Below are 15,176 nucleotides of genomic sequence, written 5' to 3'. Positions count from 1 at the left end.
TCGTAGTTTACTATAATCAGCTTTTGGCAGGTAAATGTGCTGTTTTGGCGGGTGTTTTTTTATTTTGGCGGGTAAATCTCTCATTTCCGCGGATATCCCTCACGTTTTCGCGGGTAAACAGCAATCAAGCATTCAAATCACACAAAAAAAGAGCGGCATACCCACTCGGACAGCCGCTCTTTCATTATTTAATCGAAAACTCTTCCCTTTTCAGCAAATCTAGCGGTTTTTCAGCGATAGGATCTTGATGGAAGTAATTACGGATCACATCATGCTTCACATGGTTGGCGATCGATACCATAATCATTCCCTGATCCAGCGCCAGGTAGGCTTTGGCCACTTCCCCGCTCTTTACATTTACGGAGTCATAAAACCCATATTTCCCATAAACGTGCAATTTACTAAGCTCATCAAGGTTTTTACGGACGGCTGTTGGTGCATAGTCCAGTGCAAGAAACGATGCATGAGCCGTTACCGTACCATCATCTTTATAACCTGATGTTCCAAGCGGTGTTGCTGCGAACTCACTGTAGCCTTCAGGAGTGGCAGCAGGAGAGAATCCCCAAGCCCTATATCCTTTCTCCTTCGCAAACGCCATTTGCAGCTGCACATGCCGCTCGTTATTTAACCCAAGTGCGTTCTTGCCATATTTTTTCTCATTTAACACAAGGCCCGGCATCAGCCCTTCAAACATGCTTCCTCCCCAGCTCGGTACATACTTTACACCCTTGTACTCATAATGCCCCTCGAAAACTGAGACACCGTCATACTCTGCAGTTGGTCCTTCTGGAGTCTGTGACTGCCAATCCCATTCAGGCGGAAGGGTTCTGTACATTTTCCACCAATGATCCCTTGGTACATCTCCTTTGCCGATGGCGATATAGCTCCCCAGTCTTGGCTCGGTATAAAACATCCCATAATGATGTTCAGTCAATTTACCCGTCACAACATCATAGCCGCCACGGAACTGTCCAACTTCCGGATCATAAAGTGTCTTGTAATCCATCGCCTTTACAAGTTTGCTTGTTTGCGGATAGAGCTCCTTATACGCCTGTCCTGCGGTCATTAATCCCGCCGTCAGCCAGCTATTGTCTACCTGCGAAATAAATTGTCCCCAGTCCGTTTTAAGAGAGCCGTCCGTATTGTACCAATTATAAAATAAGCCGTTCCACTTCTTTAAGCTGTTCAGTGTATGGAGTGTTGTTTGGATGCGCTGAACGGCTTCCTTTCGCGAAATAAAGCCCATTTCCTGCGCAGATATGGTACTCAGGAGATACATTGAAATATTGGTGGGTGATGTATGTTTGGCTTCTTCAACTTTCCCGTTTGAGAGCCTGACCGTATCACTCGTTAACCCCGTTTTTGGATCGGTATAATCACTAAAATAAGAATAGGTATCCTTTGCAATCGCTTTCAAATCATTTTGAAATGCAGCCTGGTTATGTTCAGAGGCCTGAGCCGCAGTAGCTGAACAGACGGTAAAAAGAATACATACTGAAGCGATCACCACATGCATTAGCTTCTTCATTTTTTCTCCTCTCACTGATTTATTTTATTTTATCGAAACGTTTCACCAATATTTTATCATTCTATAGTTTTAACGTAAACTTATTTTCTGAATATTTAGTATCCATCCATTAAAACAGGGCTTTTGACATCTGCAAAAGGTTTCACTTTCATTTAAACTTTTGGCTGAACTGCTTTTTCTTTCGCTTGCCCCATGGCTTAATCACAGAATAATGACAATGACAAAAAGCAATAAGGAGGTCTGAATAACTTGAAAGAACAGGTTCCAGCAGCCGCCAGTTTATTTAATAATTATGTTCTTTCCTTTGTTAAAGATGAGATGATCCTTGTGCATACATCGAAAGCGCAAAGAATTCCAATGGATCAATTATTGAAAGAGACAAAAGAAATGTTCCAATCACTGTCTGTAGAGCAATATCCTGCACTGAATGAACTCGCCGGCTATTCAGCAGTTGTTCATGGTGAACCACATTTTCTGTTTGGCCTGCATGTTCTATTGGACGGCCTTAAACATAATAAAAAGCTCAACTCTTAAAAGTGCTGAGCATTTTATTGTTAAAATAGCTTGGACACCTGGGTTGAAGAAAATAAACGGTCAGGAACCGTATATGGCTTTGAAATTGTAAAAGGAAGCGGAAATTGCGAATTGTGTGCCATGGGAACAACCCCCATATCGTTGTACATAGGAAGAATTTCAAACCCGTTCCCTTTAACAAAGCATTTCCTGGAAAGGTTCATAAATATGAAGAAATGAAGAAATTATAAAGCAAACAAACTAAAAACGGAACACCTCTAAGAGGCCTTCCGTTTTTGTCTTCATTTGAGCTGCCACCAGCGTTTTTTTGAAGCCTCTACAAGCTGTGCTATCGCTTCTTTCGTCTCAGAGATTTGCTCTTTAATAGCAACCAATTCTTCCTTCAGCTCAATATTTTGATGGGTGAGATCATGCAGCTGCCGTGACAGCCACTCCAGCTCACTATTCTGCTGTTCATCTTCGACAAGAGCATCGGAGGCTTGAGCAAAACCTAAGTTTCCAAGAAGGCCATCGTCTTTTAACAAGTTTGCAGCCATCATCATCATGCTGCTAAGATCAATGGAATCATCGTCTTTGTTGAGAATACTTCCTGCTAAATTCATTATGCCGTTAACATCCAAAGCCTCTCTGCCGCTAACCTCTTCACTCTCTTGTTCTTGAATGTCATTTTTTTCTGTCATACTATCCGCTCCCCCTGTATGCATCGTAGGCAAATACCCATAAACATCATATGCACCGCAGAGGAATTTTGTTAAATAAACTTTTAATACTCGTTTGAAGCGATAGTACCCACCTGTTTTAAGAGAGGCGATGGGTTTTGCACCATGCTGTTTACCATATTCATGAGTTCAGGAACAAAATGAACATCCCCTTGTTCCCACCGCACACTCCATTCTCTCAAATTTTCTTGAGCGGACTGAATTTGCTCCTGTTTTTCTTCTTGCAGCAATTCAATGACATGCAATAGGACATTAATATGATTGACTGACAGCAGATTGGTCCTGTAACACTCTTTATTGGCATATTCTGCAGCATCTTTAATGATGTGAGCAACGTCTGTAGGATCCGGCTTATTGGGTTCAAATGTTAGGATGCGTTTCATGGTGATCCCTCCTGCATCTGAATTTTAAAAGTAGGAATTCTCCTACACGCTTTATCTTTGACATTAGGAAAGCCAGCCCTTCTTTTTCTTTTCGTATTTTTTCGAAAGTTTCCGATTGATTTATGGAAATTGAAAGAAAATCTTAGGGGAATACGGCGATAATATTCAGAACGTGCAGAATTGCAATAAAAAATCTCCGGAAACATGAGCTTCCGGAGATTTTTCTCATAAGGGTTCTAGTTTATTCGATGCAGGTTATGCACCGAGAATCGCTGTAATCGCATCCCGGATAATTGTTTGCTGCTCAGGCGTGCCAAGAAGTACCGCTACGAGCAATGCAACCAAAAGGAGTAATGCAAGCACAATTGTGACTAGAGTAATCATTCCCTCACCTCCTTTATAAAGAGGATACAAAGGGAAACCCTTATGAAACTAGTATATGCCAGTCTATCAATCCCGATTGGTGCAGCTATCCCTAGAAATAAAAAAAAGCTGTCCAATTTGATAGAAAGCAGGACTTGACGATAGACTTGGATAAGGCCAAGCTATAAGTATACTGTTCTTGGAGGGATATTCTATGGGTTCTACTGCTCTTGAAGATGTAATGCAGCTATACCGCCAGTTGATTGAAGCCTGGAACGAACGAAACAGTGCCGGCATGGCGGAACTGTTTCTGACAGGGGGGGAATTAATCGGATTTGACGGCAGCCACGTCATCGGAAATGAAGAGATTTTTTCTCACCTTGAGCCGATCTTTACCAATCATCCGACACCCGCCTATGTCTTTAAAGTTAAAGGCATTAAGCTATTAAGCAATGAAAGTGCCCTTTTACGGTCAATCGTCGGAATGGTGCCGGACGGGAAAGATGATTTGAACCCTGACCTTAACGCTCATCAGACCCTCGTTGCCGTTAAAACGAATGGAATGTGGAGAATCGAACTCTTTCAAAATACACCTGCTCAATTTCATGGCCGGCCTGAGCTCGTCAGGGAAATGACAGATGAATTAAAGAACAGCTTTTTTGAGTGAATGACCTTCAGATACAAAAAGGAGTCCAATCGGGTATGATTGAAACTCCTTTTTTATGTCCTAGTTAGACGTATACCGCCTTCATATCGGTTTAAACCATAGTTCTCTGTCATCCTCAGGATCCCCATTATAATTCACCAGAATTTCTTCATCCGCATTAATGTCTTTATACGCGTAAAAATCAATCATTAATTCACTTTTTTTAAGTTTATACCTGGCATTTGGGGAATAGGAATGATTAAACAGCGATCCGTAACCCAGTGCGATGGCATACCCATCACCCCAGTTAAAAACATAGTCTGCCAAGACCGTTTTAATCATATATTTGCATTCTTCTTTTGGACTCGCTATAACGGGAGCTCTATGTATCAGCTCTCCTTTTTTTATGCTGCGGGTAGCAAAGATGCCTCTGCCAAACCGCGATGGCCTTATTTCAAACATGAATACACAACCTTTCTTTCTTCGATTGTTATATTCATCGTATTCAAAGTTCACAAGTCCTGTACTGGACAAAATAAAAAAGGGCACATGGTGTCTGGGACTTTTAATCAATAAATCCCATTCAATCTCTTTAGATACCATAAAACCCTGGCTGCGCTGAGCAACCAGGGTCTTCTTTTGGTTAAATTTAAGGCCGGAAAAAACGATGTGTATAAATCGTTTTTTTCTCATTGATCCGCAGTTCCAAAATAAAACGATAATGTGACGCACGATGGATTTTAGCTTCAAGCGTACTTTTAGCCTGGTTGACTGAAATGAAGGTATCGTTCGAAAAAATGATGTCTGATGTGTCGGAGGAGATTGCTTTGACCTGTTTTACATGAGCCTGAGCAATCCAGATGCATGTGTCATTGTTCGGAGATTCAAGAGGAATGAAAAAGATGCCCAGCTGTTCACTGATAACAATTGGAGCCCGAGACCTGATTCCCATTATATGAGAAGCCCCATCCTTCCGGCCCTTATAGCTTGACCCATAGTAACCGCAGCTAAAAGTGATAACAGACTTGGGTTTTCCACAAACACACAACGTTCTGTTTCTTTCAAGAACCTTCGTATGTAAATTGCCATACTCATCGCAGAAAGGCAGTAATGCCATGGTGTCTACATTGATTTCATATTGTTTATTTGGAACCATCACCTTATTTGTCATTAACCACTTACCCCTCTCAATTTGAAAGATCCCCAGCCCCCTGGGTGATATAGACACTGCATTTTACCTCAATAACATTCCTCCTTCTGTGAACCGATCAGTTACACATCTTAATTATATCAAAAATTCTGAACTTTTCTACAATATTTTACAAAATCATCCTTTTATCTGTGAAAAAAGACTCAGTTCGACGAGGATCTATTTCAGCTTCAGATTCTCTTCCTCCACATCCCGCAGCTGCACGCCGTTTACCATTGTGGTATCCACCATGTCTTGCATGTCTTGCCTCCTCTTCTTTTATAGCCAGCCAGCTATTTCTGCTCCATGGTCTCCGCCCTTTTTATCCGGTCCCATTGCTTTCTGGCATCTTCTTTTAACTTTTGGTTGTCACTGCTGTTCAGATCCTGAGCTGTCGCCCTTACTAAACGCTTACCCTGAAAATCCATAAACTGAATGATGATCTCATTGGTAACGGCCATTCTTTCCTTATGCATAAAATGATACCGAATTTGCTCATCCAATTTTACCACCCCAATACAACGAACATTTGTTCTTATTATAAAATGCCAGCCTGCTGTTTACAATGAATTTTTAGTGAATATACTACATTTACAGACTGGATATAAATGGTATTATTGTAGTAATGGAAATTAAAAGATGTGATCAGTATATCCAAGACACAGGAGGCTGATTTTATGAAAAGTTTTTTTATTGCGGGGCTGATCGTCGGTGCTGCTGTTTTATTAAGTGCATTTATTTTGAATGACTGGAGCTTGCTGCTCAATGTGTCTGGCAGCATTGGCCTGGTTTCGCTATTAGCTGCGGGTCTTTTCACTGGGGCTTTTATTGACGGTGACCGGTTCCGGGCAAATTACTTCAGTGAGACCAAAGAGAATCGCCAAGACAGAATACGCTATTCCACCCTCTTACTATTGTTCGCTTTGCCAAACCTGATCGTTGCAGTCAGCTATTACGTAGTACAGAATTACCTTTAATAAAAAGAAGAGACTCAGATTCGAGTCTCTTCTTTTATTTGGCTGAATTCGAGGGTCGCTGGTTTACCATAACCCGGTTTCGGCGGGTAAATCACTTGTTTGGAGGGTAAACGGTAATTTTACCACACTCCCCTAAATCGGAACTACAGAATTAAAATTTGTACTTATCAATATTATCTTTCGTGAATATGACGCGTTCAGGGAGCAGGATAATGCCGCTGTCTTTGGATTGATAATCATAGCCCTGAATGGTATTTGGCTCAATTTTTACTTTTCCTATACCCGGCACTTCAAACGAGTCGCCTACTTTGAGAGTCTTGCCTTTGACCGTCATCAAGTAGGAAACGTAGGTAGCGAGTGCTCCCTGCTGTTTTACATCCCATAAGCCGAATTGTTTTACAGTACCGCGTTTCACAAAATCACGCATGACATTTGGTGTTGAAAATCCAGTGACAGTTACCTTTCCGGCTTTTTTGAGGTTTTCAGCGGCTTGAGCCATGGCCGGCAGAGCAGTAGCATCCGGACAGATGACCGCATCCACATCAGGATAGGTTTTCAAGATTCCCTCACCCACGGATAATGATTTTTGCGCGTTGTTTTCACCGTATTGAGTTGTGACTACCTTCCATCCTGGATATTTTTTTGCGATAATGGCTTTCGCTTCCTTCACCCATTGATTTTGATCAGTAACCGTAGGACTGGAATAGAAGAAAGCTACTTTCCCTTTATCGCCAATCTGAGAAGCCGTCATATCGATGAGAAGCTGGCCAAGCTGCTGCGGTGTTCCCTGATTGATATAGAACGAACGGTCCTTTGGATTTACATCTGAATCCCAAGTCAGTACCTTCACTCCTTTTTGCTTTGCACGCTTTAATGTTTGAGAGAGGCCGTCAACTGAGGTTGAAGACACCATGATCGCATCATAACCCTGGTTCACAAAACTGTTAATGTATTTTACTTGCCCGGAAACAGTAGCTTCTGAAGGTCCGTCGTATTTCAGTTTGACGCCAAGTTTGTCAGCCATTTCCTTGGCCCCTTCACCACCAGACGTGAAGAACCCTACACCTGTCAGCTTCGGGATGAACGCCAGCTTAACATCTTTGGCCTCTTTGGCCTTCGGTTTGCTGTCACCGTTGCTGCAGGCAGCCATCAATGAAATCATTAATGCAAAAATAAGGAACAAGGATAAGACACTTCTTCTTTTCATCTCATTTCCCCCTTGTACGTAGGATCAGAAGAATCTGTTTTACTTTGCCTGAACCATTGAATGACTTTCTGATAGGAACTTTGCCTTGCCATGACTGAAATAATCAGCATAGCCCCAATTACAATACTCGCCTGTTCACTCGTCAGACCGATCATTTGAAGGCCATATTGCATAAAGCCGATTACAATACTGGCAATCACGGTACCTGCAATCGACCCTTTGCCGCCGATGATGCTCGTTCCACCCAGAACCACTGCAGTAATGACAGGCAATACAGCTTCAGAACCTAAATCTGCTCTAGCTGAACTGAAGTAAGATGTTAGCAGTATTCCGCCTAAACCACCTCCCAATCCAGATAAGATATACGTGCTTAGCGATATCCACTTGATTCGCAAACCGCTATAGAATGCAGCCTTGCTGTTAATGCCGACAAGATATACACTTCTTCCGTATTTCGTAAAATGGAGCAATGTACAAAAGACAGCTGTCATACCGATCAGGAACCAAAGCGGATTGGGAATACCTATGAAACTCCCATTGCCAAGCTGCACGAAGGTATCTGGAAAACCACTGATGCCCTCATAGCCTGATGCCTTTGATCCGCCGGAAATAACAAGCGCTAATCCAGAAAAAAGAAACATACTGCCTAATGTCACCACAAGCGGCTGTACTCTGCTATATAGAATGATAAGGCCATTGAGAAGACCTGCAGCCAATCCGGAGGAGATTGCAATCAATACCGCGAGCCACACATTCACTCCGTGAGACCAGGAGACTCCCAGAATAATAGAACAAAGACCCATGATAGAACCGATCGAAACATCAATTCCCCCTGATATAATGACGAGGGTCATTGGAATGGCTGCAATGCTGATAAACATGAAATCATTCATACTGAACAGCAGGTTGTTCACATTGAGAAAACCTGGGCTAAGCCATCCGAAAATGCCTATTTCCACGATGAATATAAGCAGGAGGAAGAACTCCCATCTATAGAACGACTTTATCTTCATATCCGCCCTCTCCTGACTTCGGTAGTTTAGAACGGCTCATATTTTCCTGTTCTTGCTGTTTCTTTTTCCCGTTGCTTTGCAGCCAGAGCTGAAACCTGCTGTCTCCTGTTACGATCAAAAGCAGAAGAAATCCGGATATGGCATTGTTCCAGTAGGCAGGAACCTTCAGAAAGACCAAAGAATTATTGATCACCTCAAGAAAGATGGCTCCCAGAGCTGCACCAAATAAAGAACCCTGGCCTCCTGAAAGACTTACACCTCCAAGGACGGCTGCCGCAATGACCTGTAATTCAATTCCTGTACCAGTTTGATTCGGCACAAAACCGATGTTCATGACAAACAGACAGGCGGCAATCGATGCCGATAAACCGGAGAAAGTAAACGCCAGCACGGTAATGGATTTAACAGGAAGACCGATTAGCCTTGCTCCTGCCTCATTATCCCCTACCGCGTAAAAGTAACGGCCCACTGAGGATCTGGTAAGAAAGAGGTAGGCCATTACAGCGGCTATGATTCCAATCCAAACCGGAAGTTGAATCCCGAGAAATGCTGCTGATGAAAGTTTTTTAAAATAGAATGGAATATCCTCAATCCATTTACCCTCTGTATAAAACAGCATATATCCTCTTACAATTCCCAGAGTCCCTAATGTCATGATGATTGACGGGATACGAAAGAACGAAACGCCTAAACCATTGGCAGCCCCAATACATGAACCTATAAGCAAAGCAGCAGCGACGGAAAGAGATCCTGACACCCCATGAGTAAGCATCATCCCGCAGACCGCTGCAGAAAGTCCCATAGTAGAACCAACTGAAACGTCAATATTTGCGGTTATTAAGACAAAGGATTGGCCGACTGCCAAAACGAGAAGAATCATACTGGACTTCAAAATCAAACCGAGCGAACCCCCACTTGTAAATGCAGGATTCACAAGGCCAATACAGCCTACAAATAAAAGAATGAACAAAAAGATAGATGCCTCTCGGATTTGCATCAATCTCAATAGGAGTTTCATGGAGCAGTTACCTCCTCTTCCACACCAAAGGAAGCACTCGTAATCTGATCCAGTGTAATGGCATCGTCCTCCAGTTTTTTGACCAGCTTTCCTTCGTGCATCACCCAAACATGGTCACTCAACGCCATAATTTCCTCTGGATCCGATGAAATAAGAACGATACTGATTCCCTTTTTCTTCAGCTCTGATATCAATTCATAGATATCCAGCCGTGCACTCGCATCTATTCCTCTTGTGGGCTCATCAAACAAGATTACCTTTGGCTTGGCAGCCAGATACTTTCCTAATACAATTTTCTGCTGATTTCCTCCTGATAAAGACTCGGCAGACTGGCGGCAATTTAACGCTTTCACATTGAGCTGGCTGATGTACTGTTCCGCTATCTTTTGTTCTTGCTTAAAGGGAAGGATCCATCCTTTCCCCTTATGAAGTATGGCTGAGGTTAAATTTCCTTTTAACGATGCAATTGAAAATACACCGTGTGCATATCGATCCTCCGGGATATAAACGAGGCCTCTGTCGATTCGCTCTCTGACAGAAAAAGTTGTTATATCTTCGCCATCAAGACAAACTTCTCCTGAAGCGCACTGTGATATGCCAAAAATCGCTTCAGCTAGTTCAGTTCTCCCTGCCCCAACGATTCCTGCTATTCCGACCACTTCACCCTTGCAAACAGTGAACGACACAGAATGAAAACGCTTACCAAAAAGATTTTTTACAGACAAAATTGGAGTTTTGTCCTCTGCCTTTCCTTCCTGTCTACAAGGACTGACTGATGCTTTTGAATCAAATGTTTTTCCTTCAGGCATAAGGTTCTGAACCAGCTTTTCATAGGAAAACTGAGAAACGGGGCCAGAAGCGCTGATCACTCCGTCACGCAAAACGGATATATGATGGGCAAGCTCGAAGATTTCCGAAAAGCGGTGAGTAATATATACAATTCCCTTTCCGCTGCTTGCCAGCTGTTTAACAATCCTGAACAGGCTTGATATTTCATGGTGGGTTAGTGTGGAAGTCGGCTCATCCAGAATCAGCAGCTCAGCATCACGCATAAGGCCTCTCAGCAATTCAACCAGCTGCTGCTCGGCAATGGAGAGCGTCGATGCCGATCGAGAAAGATCCAAATTCCAGCAAAGTTTAGAATTAAGTTCCCTTATCTTTTGTTTAACGGTCTTTTTCGGCTGTTTGAGGCCAATCGAAATATTTTCCTCCACTGACATATTTGGAAAGATTAAAGGTTCTTGCGGAACCAGATAAATGCCTTTCTTATGTGCTTCTGCCGGAGAGTTGAAATGTACCTGCTCCCCTTTCATCAGCAATTGCCCGGAATCTGCTTGATACAGCCCGGTTATGATTTTCATCAGGGTAGACTTTCCTGCTCCATTTCCTCCAATCAAAGCATGAATTTGGCCGGATAATACACTCATGTCCACGTCTTTCAAAACCAGATTCTCAGAAAATTGCTTTTTGATCTCAGACATTTGTAACAGGGATTCTTCACCCATTGGATTCACCTGCCTTTCAATCAAACAATTTTTATTGCCACTAATTTTTGTTGAGAAAAGATTAGTGGTATTTGTAGCATTTTATCTTACCAAATGATTCCTTAGAACCAATTTTCACACTTTGAATAGCGGGCATAATCAATTTTGGAGGAACATATGTTGAAGCAACGGTCATATGTGGAAAGGATGGAACTCATGAACAGGTCCACTTATGAGGAGAATTTAATCGTAAAAGTAGCCTGGCACTACTATAAAAACAACCTGACACAAAATGAAATTGCCGAACTGCTGGATCTTTCCCGAAACAAGATCGTCCGTATGCTGGAAAAAGCTCGTTCTGACGGAATTGTTCAATTTAACATTCGAGGGAACGGAATCAACTGTTTGAGCACCGAAAGAGATGTTATAGAAACATTTGGTCTCTCCGATGCCTTCATTATTCCAACTCCTGCTTCCAACCTATCAGACTCCTTAGCAAAAGCGGCAGCACAATACCTTGAAAGCACCCTGACTTCCGAACAGCTTCTCGGGATTGGCTGGGGTGAAGCTGTTACACGTACACTGCAGCACCTGTCACTTGACCCGGCAGCCAATGTATCCATTGTTACGCTGACTGGCGGAGTCAACTATTATTTTCAAAAGAAAAATTATTCTCTTGATGGAGGGCTAAGCAAGTTTCAGGGCCGGTTTCATATTATCCCGGCACCATTTCTTGCCTCCTCTCAACAAATGGCCACAAGCATTCTTTCCGAGCCTGCTGTAAGCGATATCCTCGAGCTTGCAGGTGTTTCTTCTGTCATGCTCGTCGGAATTGGCGGATTATCATCAGATGCCACCATTATTAAAGAAGAAAAAATAACCTTAAAAGAAATGACGACAATCAAGAAACTGAATGGCGTCGGTGATATCCTCGGCCAATTTTACAATGCTGCCGGAGAACTCCTAACTCTCCCTCACCATGAACGCAGAATTGGAATATCCATCTCTAAACTAAAAGGAATGAAAAATGTGGTCGGAGTTGCAGGAGGACAAACGAAAATCGATGCCATTTACGGAGCATTGAAAGGCGGATATGTTCAAACTTTAATCACGGATGAAGAAAGTGCTATTCAATTAATGAAGAAGGAGGCGACAAAAAAAGAATGGATGCCATCCTAGCACTTGATGCAGGAACGGGTAGTATTCGTGCGGTTTTATTCGATACGAAAGGCAATCAACTGTCATTGTCACAGCAGGAATGGGATCATCCGGCAGATTCGCGCTTTCCCGGCTCTATGAATTTTGATGTAAAAGAGAACTGGAGAATAGCTGTGGAATGTATAAAAGATGCCGTGCAGCAAGCCGAAATAACGCCTCAATGTATAAAAGGAATCAGTGCAACAAGCATGCGGGAAGGTTTTGTTCTTTACAACAAAGAAGGCCAGGAAATTTGGGCATGCGCCAACGTGGACTCACGTGCTTCAGAAGAAGTGACAGACTTAAAACAGCTTCGCCCACTTATTGAAGAAGACCTGTACAGCCTTTCCGGCCAAACCTTTGCGCTGGGAGCATTGCCTCGTCTTTTATGGATCAAGAAAAATCAGCCTGAAATCTATAATGAGACAGCGGCCATCACGATGCTTAATGATTGGCTGCTCTATAAGCTTTGCGGAAAACTGCAAGCCGACCCTTCCAATGGCTGCACAACCGGCATCTTTAATATAAAAGAACGCACTTGGGATGAGCAAATTACCAAGGAATGCGGAATGAAGAGCAGCCTTTTCCCACCTGTTCATGAAGCAGGAACATTACTTGGGCATGTTACAGCTGAAACTGCAAAGTTCACCGGATTGGCTGAAGGTACAGCCGTATTTTCAGGTGGAGGTGATGCTCAGCTCGCCTCTGTAGGTGTTGGAGTAGTGAAGGAAGGTCAGACTCTTGTTTCCGGAGGCAGCTTTTGGCAGCAAGAAGTTAACGTGACTGCCCCTGTCCCCGATCCTAAACAGCGCATACGAATCAATTGTCATGCAGTGTCCCATCTTTGGCAGTATGAAACCATAGTCTTCTTCCCTGGCCTCGTCATGCGCTGGTTTCGGGATGCCTTTTGTACAGAAGAAAAGAATCGTGCAAGAGAGCTTGGAAGAGACCCCTATGAATTGCTGGAAGAACAGGCAGCCGAAGTTCCTGTGGGCTCATATGGCATCATGCCTATTTTTTCAGATGTGATGAACTTTATTTCCTGGCGCCATGCCTCCCCTTCTTTTACGAATCTTTCTCTCGATCCCGAGCGCTGCGGCAAAAAGGAGTTGTTCCGGGCGATTGAAGAAAATGCAGCCCTGGTGACGCTTGGAAACTTAAAAATGATACAGGAGCACACAGGCTACTATCCTGATGAAGTCATTTTTGCCGGAGGAGCTTCTAACGGCAAGCTTTGGTGCCAGATCCTTTCTGACGTGCTCGGAGTCAAGGTGAAGGTTCCGCTTGTGAAGGAAGCTGCCGCCCTCGGAACAGCGATCGTCGCTGGTTATGGAGCGGGCATTTACTCATCCATTGAAAAAGCTGTCCTTGAAATCGTTCAATGGGAGAACACGTATGAACCAAATAAAGAAAATCATAGCCTTTATGCGAAGATTTTTGAGAATTGGCATGCAGTATACAAGGAGCATCTGGCACTCTCTGACCAAGGGCTGACCCATCATATGTGGAAAGCACCTGGTTCTGTTTGACCGTCATAAATACAGAGGAAGAGGGGTGGCTGTTTTGCTGAAAGTGAATGAGTCAGAAAATGAATTCCGCTTCGGAGATCATGGCCCTAAATATTTAACGAAAGGTCCAAATGTAGACCTTGGTGTCGTCGTGCTGAAGCCTGGCCAGGACTTCCCAAATCACTATCATACGACATGCGAAGAAATTTTTTATGTACTAGAAGGTTCCATAGATTTCTATATTGATGGTGTGCGAGTGCCTGCCAAAACTGGTGACATGCTTCAAGTCCGGCCAAACGAAGCTCACTATCTCATCAATCAATCTCAACAAAATTTTAAAGCTGTATTTATTAAATCACCGCATTTACAAGAAAAAGATTCTGTTGTTGTAGACAATCCAGATCTTGAGAAGGAGTGATCATATGAGTTGGGGATTAAAAAACCGAATGAATCAAATACTGCCAGAGGGAAAAGCAGTCATGCTTGCCATTGATCACGGTTATTTCCTGGGTCCAATTCACGGGCTAGAGAAACCGGGAGAAACCGTAAAAGAGCTGCTCCCCTATACAGATTCCTTATTTGCGACAAGAGGAGCCCTCTCTGCCTGCATACCTGAAAACTGTGAAAAACCAGTGTTAATGAGGGTATCAGGTGGCCCTAGTGTAGTAGGAAAGGATTTGGCTAATGAACATATTGTCACTCCGATGAAAGAAGCTATCCGCCATAATGTCCTAGGTGTTGGCGTTTCGATCTTTGTGGGCTCAGACTATGAAACTCAAACCGTTTCAAACTTGGCCTCTGTTGTGACCGAAGCTCACGACTACGGCATACCTGTCCTTGCGATTACTGCTGTTGCAAAAGAACTGCAAAATCGCGAAGCACGCTTCCTGGCCCTAGCCTCTCGAATCGGTGCAGAAATGGGCGCTGATATTATTAAAACCTATTATTGCGAAAACTTTGAAAAAGTAACGGGCACTTGCCCCGTTCCAGTCGTCATCGCTGGCGGACCTAAGCTGGATACCATGATGGATGCACTAAATCTGACGTATAATGCCATGCAGGAAGGCGCAGCCGGCGTTGATATGGGCAGAAACATCTGGCAGTCAGAGCATCCAGCGGCCATGATTCAGGCGATCCATGAGATTGTCCGTAAGAATGCGAGTGTAAAAGAAGCGCTGGAAGTTTACGAGAATACTGCTAATGTGAAAGTGAAATAAGCGGAAAAAGCACCGGGAGCGCCGGTGCTTTTTGTATTGATATATCCGCTGTTTACCATAATGAGGTTTTGGCGGGTAAATGTCCTATTTTCGCGGGTATTTTTTTATTTTGGCGGGTATTTGCTTCGTTTCGGCAGGTAAATCATCTGTTTTAGCGGGTAAACGACAATCCGCCTTCCCAAACCCCAAGAGC

Annotated in this window: 18 protein-coding genes; 7 read left to right on the top strand and 11 right to left on the bottom strand. The window is 43.3% G+C overall.

The features are described from left to right. Nucleotides 1–184 precede the first annotated feature (184 nt). On the bottom strand, nt 185–1,528 hold the full coding sequence (locus LCY76_RS07415) for a glucoamylase family protein (protein ID WP_248252103.1): 1,344 nt from the start codon (nt 1,526–1,528) through the stop codon (nt 185–187). A 249-nt stretch (nt 1,529–1,777) separates the two neighbouring features. Between LCY76_RS07415 and LCY76_RS07410 the strand changes: the two genes are divergently transcribed. After that, complete coding sequence (locus tag LCY76_RS07410) at nt 1,778–2,062, top strand: TetR/AcrR family transcriptional regulator C-terminal domain-containing protein (protein WP_248252102.1); 285 nt, start codon at nt 1,778–1,780, stop codon at nt 2,060–2,062. A 281-nt stretch (nt 2,063–2,343) separates the two neighbouring features. Here LCY76_RS07410 and LCY76_RS07405 read toward each other — a convergent pair whose 3' ends face one another. From LCY76_RS07405 to LCY76_RS23810, 3 genes are all read right to left on the bottom strand, one after another. After that, on the bottom strand, nt 2,344–2,742 hold the full coding sequence (locus tag LCY76_RS07405; RefSeq protein ID WP_248252101.1) for a hypothetical protein: 399 nt from the start codon (nt 2,740–2,742) through the stop codon (nt 2,344–2,346). Between the two features lie 83 nt (nt 2,743–2,825). Next, nucleotides 2,826–3,164, bottom strand: a complete 339-nt coding sequence (locus LCY76_RS07400; protein ID WP_248252100.1) for a hypothetical protein — start codon at nt 3,162–3,164, stop codon at nt 2,826–2,828. A 255-nt stretch (nt 3,165–3,419) separates the two neighbouring features. After that, on the bottom strand, nt 3,420–3,548 hold the full coding sequence (locus LCY76_RS23810) for a hypothetical protein (RefSeq protein WP_272885582.1): 129 nt from the start codon (nt 3,546–3,548) through the stop codon (nt 3,420–3,422). 193 nt (nt 3,549–3,741) lie between these two features. Here LCY76_RS23810 and LCY76_RS07395 point away from each other — a divergent pair, with 193 nt between their 5' ends. After that, nucleotides 3,742–4,194 carry an SgcJ/EcaC family oxidoreductase gene (locus tag LCY76_RS07395; protein ID WP_248252099.1) on the top strand — a complete coding sequence of 151 codons (453 nt, stop codon included), beginning with the start codon at nt 3,742–3,744 and terminating at the stop codon, nt 4,192–4,194. A gap of 81 nt (nt 4,195–4,275) precedes the next feature. Here LCY76_RS07395 and LCY76_RS07390 read toward each other — a convergent pair whose 3' ends face one another. The 3 genes from LCY76_RS07390 to LCY76_RS07380 form a co-directional block, all read right to left on the bottom strand. Next, nucleotides 4,276–4,635, bottom strand: coding sequence for an SET domain-containing protein (locus LCY76_RS07390; protein ID WP_248254619.1), 360 nt, complete (start codon nt 4,633–4,635; stop codon nt 4,276–4,278). A gap of 187 nt (nt 4,636–4,822) precedes the next feature. Beyond that, nucleotides 4,823–5,344: a competence protein ComK gene (locus tag LCY76_RS07385; RefSeq protein ID WP_248252098.1), complete on the bottom strand. Its 522-nt coding sequence runs from the start codon at nt 5,342–5,344 to the stop codon at nt 4,823–4,825. A 311-nt stretch (nt 5,345–5,655) separates the two neighbouring features. Beyond that, nucleotides 5,656–5,865 (bottom strand): hypothetical protein, encoded by a 210-nt coding sequence (locus tag LCY76_RS07380; protein WP_248252097.1) that lies wholly within the window; start codon nt 5,863–5,865, stop codon nt 5,656–5,658. Between the two features lie 174 nt (nt 5,866–6,039). Between LCY76_RS07380 and LCY76_RS07375 the strand changes: the two genes are divergently transcribed. After that, the gene (locus LCY76_RS07375) at nt 6,040–6,339 is read left to right on the top strand and encodes a DUF5316 domain-containing protein (protein ID WP_248252096.1); all 300 of its coding nucleotides are present in this window, start codon (nt 6,040–6,042) and stop codon (nt 6,337–6,339) included. A gap of 151 nt (nt 6,340–6,490) precedes the next feature. Here the strand turns inward: LCY76_RS07375 and lsrB are convergent, their stop codons facing one another. From lsrB to LCY76_RS07355, 4 genes are read right to left on the bottom strand one after another with little or no spacing between them, the layout of a single operon-like run. Then, complete coding sequence (lsrB, locus tag LCY76_RS07370; protein ID WP_248252095.1) at nt 6,491–7,546, bottom strand: autoinducer 2 ABC transporter substrate-binding protein LsrB; 1,056 nt, start codon at nt 7,544–7,546, stop codon at nt 6,491–6,493. Beyond that, nucleotides 7,543–8,553, bottom strand: a complete 1,011-nt coding sequence (locus tag LCY76_RS07365) for an ABC transporter permease (protein ID WP_419714983.1) — start codon at nt 8,551–8,553, stop codon at nt 7,543–7,545. The genes lsrB and LCY76_RS07365 overlap by 4 nt, the downstream gene beginning before the upstream one ends. Continuing rightward, nucleotides 8,537–9,577, bottom strand: a complete 1,041-nt coding sequence (locus tag LCY76_RS07360; protein ID WP_419714929.1) for an ABC transporter permease subunit — start codon at nt 9,575–9,577, stop codon at nt 8,537–8,539. The genes LCY76_RS07365 and LCY76_RS07360 overlap by 17 nt, the downstream gene beginning before the upstream one ends. Beyond that, on the bottom strand, nt 9,574–11,082 hold the full coding sequence (locus LCY76_RS07355; RefSeq protein ID WP_248252093.1) for a sugar ABC transporter ATP-binding protein: 1,509 nt from the start codon (nt 11,080–11,082) through the stop codon (nt 9,574–9,576). Before LCY76_RS07355 ends, LCY76_RS07360 begins: the two co-directional genes overlap by 4 nt. A gap of 195 nt (nt 11,083–11,277) precedes the next feature. Between LCY76_RS07355 and LCY76_RS07350 the strand changes: the two genes are divergently transcribed. The 4 genes from LCY76_RS07350 to lsrF are packed head-to-tail and all read left to right on the top strand — an operon-like array spanning nt 11,278 to nt 14,983. Further along, a complete protein-coding gene (locus LCY76_RS07350; RefSeq protein WP_248254618.1) occupies nt 11,278–12,240 on the top strand; it encodes a sugar-binding transcriptional regulator in 963 nt (320 codons plus the stop codon). Then, a complete protein-coding gene (lsrK, locus tag LCY76_RS07345) occupies nt 12,225–13,787 on the top strand; it encodes an autoinducer-2 kinase (RefSeq protein WP_248252092.1) in 1,563 nt (520 codons plus the stop codon). Before LCY76_RS07350 ends, lsrK begins: the two co-directional genes overlap by 16 nt. Before the next feature lie 34 nt (nt 13,788–13,821). Beyond that, the gene (locus tag LCY76_RS07340; protein WP_248252091.1) at nt 13,822–14,184 is read left to right on the top strand and encodes a cupin domain-containing protein; all 363 of its coding nucleotides are present in this window, start codon (nt 13,822–13,824) and stop codon (nt 14,182–14,184) included. A gap of 4 nt (nt 14,185–14,188) precedes the next feature. After that, the gene (gene lsrF / locus LCY76_RS07335) at nt 14,189–14,983 is read left to right on the top strand and encodes a 3-hydroxy-5-phosphonooxypentane-2,4-dione thiolase (protein ID WP_248252090.1); all 795 of its coding nucleotides are present in this window, start codon (nt 14,189–14,191) and stop codon (nt 14,981–14,983) included. Nucleotides 14,984–15,176: the final 193 nt, after the last annotated feature.

This window comes from Fictibacillus marinisediminis, assembly GCF_023149135.1.
In the GTDB taxonomy this organism is placed as follows: Bacteria; Bacillota; Bacilli; order Bacillales; family Fictibacillaceae; genus Fictibacillus_C; species Fictibacillus_C marinisediminis.
Note: the sequence above shows the minus strand (reverse complement) of the source record. Positions and strands in the feature narration are given on the sequence as shown.

What these genes read in the sequence shown, in the direction of transcription:
- LCY76_RS07415 (WP_248252103.1), bottom strand. Translation starts at nt 1,528, where the DNA reads ATGAAGAAGCTAATGCATGTGGTGATCGCTTCAGTATGTATTCTTTTT.
- LCY76_RS07405 (WP_248252101.1), bottom strand. Translation starts at nt 2,742, where the DNA reads ATGACAGAAAAAAATGACATTCAAGAACAAGAGAGTGAAGAGGTTAGC.
- LCY76_RS07400 (WP_248252100.1), bottom strand. Translation starts at nt 3,164, where the DNA reads ATGAAACGCATCCTAACATTTGAACCCAATAAGCCGGATCCTACAGAC.
- LCY76_RS23810 (WP_272885582.1), bottom strand. Translation starts at nt 3,548, where the DNA reads ATGATTACTCTAGTCACAATTGTGCTTGCATTACTCCTTTTGGTTGCA.
- LCY76_RS07395 (WP_248252099.1), top strand. Translation starts at nt 3,742, where the DNA reads ATGGGTTCTACTGCTCTTGAAGATGTAATGCAGCTATACCGCCAGTTG.
- LCY76_RS07390 (WP_248254619.1), bottom strand. Translation starts at nt 4,635, where the DNA reads ATGTTTGAAATAAGGCCATCGCGGTTTGGCAGAGGCATCTTTGCTACC.
- LCY76_RS07385 (WP_248252098.1), bottom strand. Translation starts at nt 5,344, where the DNA reads ATGACAAATAAGGTGATGGTTCCAAATAAACAATATGAAATCAATGTA.
- LCY76_RS07375 (WP_248252096.1), top strand. Translation starts at nt 6,040, where the DNA reads ATGAAAAGTTTTTTTATTGCGGGGCTGATCGTCGGTGCTGCTGTTTTA.
- lsrB (WP_248252095.1), bottom strand. Translation starts at nt 7,546, where the DNA reads ATGAAAAGAAGAAGTGTCTTATCCTTGTTCCTTATTTTTGCATTAATG.
- LCY76_RS07360 (WP_419714929.1), bottom strand. Translation starts at nt 9,577, where the DNA reads ATGAAACTCCTATTGAGATTGATGCAAATCCGAGAGGCATCTATCTTT.
- LCY76_RS07355 (WP_248252093.1), bottom strand. Translation starts at nt 11,082, where the DNA reads ATGGGTGAAGAATCCCTGTTACAAATGTCTGAGATCAAAAAGCAATTT.
- LCY76_RS07350 (WP_248254618.1), top strand. Translation starts at nt 11,278, where the DNA reads ATGAACAGGTCCACTTATGAGGAGAATTTAATCGTAAAAGTAGCCTGG.
- lsrK (WP_248252092.1), top strand. Translation starts at nt 12,225, where the DNA reads ATGGATGCCATCCTAGCACTTGATGCAGGAACGGGTAGTATTCGTGCG.
- lsrF (WP_248252090.1), top strand. Translation starts at nt 14,189, where the DNA reads ATGAGTTGGGGATTAAAAAACCGAATGAATCAAATACTGCCAGAGGGA.